This window comes from Halosimplex salinum (assembly GCF_003730195.1).
Classification (GTDB): Archaea; Halobacteriota; Halobacteria; order Halobacteriales; family Haloarculaceae; genus Halosimplex; species Halosimplex salinum.
The window spans coordinates 1-1,575 of the sequence record NZ_QWGG01000025.1 but is presented as its reverse complement, the minus strand read 5'-3'; the positions used below and the strand labels follow the sequence as shown (position 1 = coordinate 1,575).

The 1,575-nt window shown below is 50.9% G+C and carries 1 pseudogene; it reads right to left on the bottom strand.

The features are described 5' to 3' along the window. A pseudogene (locus D1409_RS24160) lies at nucleotides 1-1,359 on the bottom strand (Eco57I restriction-modification methylase domain-containing protein); the annotation flags it as partial. Nucleotides 1,360-1,575: the final 216 nt, after the last annotated feature.

Sequence of the window (1,575 nt, the reverse complement as noted above, 5' to 3'; positions counted from 1 at the left end):
CTCCCAGCCTTTCCCTTCAGCTTCGAGTCGCTGGAAATACTCAATGCATTGCATGTATAGGTCCATCAGCACCTCCTGTGCGGCGAGCAGGAAGGCGCCACTTCCTACCGCGGGATCGAGAATGTGTGCTTCCTTCAGAATGTCGTGGTAGAGAGTCTCCACATGGCTGGTCTGGACGTTTTCTGTTGGAACTTGCTGAGTTATGGTTCCGCCATCGGCAACGGCTTCTGCGCTACTATCTGCCTCGAGCACGGGGAATCCGAACACATTGTCGATCTCGTCGTAGTCTGCGTCCACAGCCTCGTTGAGTTGATCGAGTAGATATGGATGGATCGTCCGTCGGGCCATGAACCCCGTGATCTCTTCCGGTGTGTAGTACGCCCCCATCTCCTTCTGATTGACCGTTTGTTCGAAGATGTGACCCAAGATCGCTGGGGAGAGGTTCTTGGGATCGACGATGTCGAGTCGTTCGTCTACGTTCCAATTCCAGTCGGAGAGGAAGTCGAGGATATCGTCGAAGAGCCCGTTCGTTTCCTCGGCAGAATCACCTAATTTCGCGTCCTCAAACTCCTCTTCGACAGGATTCCTTGCGAACAAGCCACCGTTCAGGTACGGAAGACTACCGAAGTCAGGGTTCTGTTTGTCTTCTGCGAGGTACTCGAAGAAGAGCGGTTCGTAGAACTCTTCGTAGTGGTCACCACCCTCGTCAACGACTTCATTCGGCTGTTCATGAAGGTAATTCGGGTTCCGATCAAGAAGGCGTTTTTCCTGGATGAAGTATAGGAAGATCATCCGGTCAAGAATGACCTGCACATATCGTTGCTTCGCATCACCACGATCGTCAGGGATGCCTGTAACCTCTTGAATGAGATCTGTCCGGAGTTCCTCGAACTGTTCATAGAACTCCTTGACGACCTGTTGCGTGTCGTAGAGCGTATCGTATATCGCAGCAGAGGAACCGTACTCGATCGAGTTCAGCTTTTGGAGAATAGTGTTCTTCTCTCCGCTGTCCCGCGTGAACTGCTCCTTCGAGAACGAAATTTTTTGATGCTTAATTCGACCGTGCTGCTGCCCCTCCCAGCTTCGGACTCGCGTAATGAAGGTGAAGGTCTCGAAATCGTTGGTGGCAACAAGGTTGGTATGCCGTGAGCGATTTTCCGGTTTGAAGTCCGTGGCAGTCTCACCGGGGCCAGCATTGACAATGACGATGAATTCGTCATCATCAAGCTGGACTACGAGTTCGTTATCGCCCCCAAGTTTCGGGCGTGGTTTGAGCCCGCGTTTTTCAAAGGAGTTCGCTATATCCTGTAAAGAGTCCCAGCCCGCGATATCGGATGCGGTGATCTGCTGGAGAGTCATACCACCTGAAAGTTGCTTTACTCATATGAAAATGATGGATATGATGGTGACTTTCGACTGCACTGGTCAATACACTTGTTGAATAGATTGTAAGAAGCAGCTTGTATTTCACCGGCAATCGTAGATAAAGTCGAAAACAGCCAATAGCGAGACGATCAGTTGATGCAATGCATTGAGTATTTCCAGCGACTCGAAGCTGAAGGGAAAGGCTGGGAG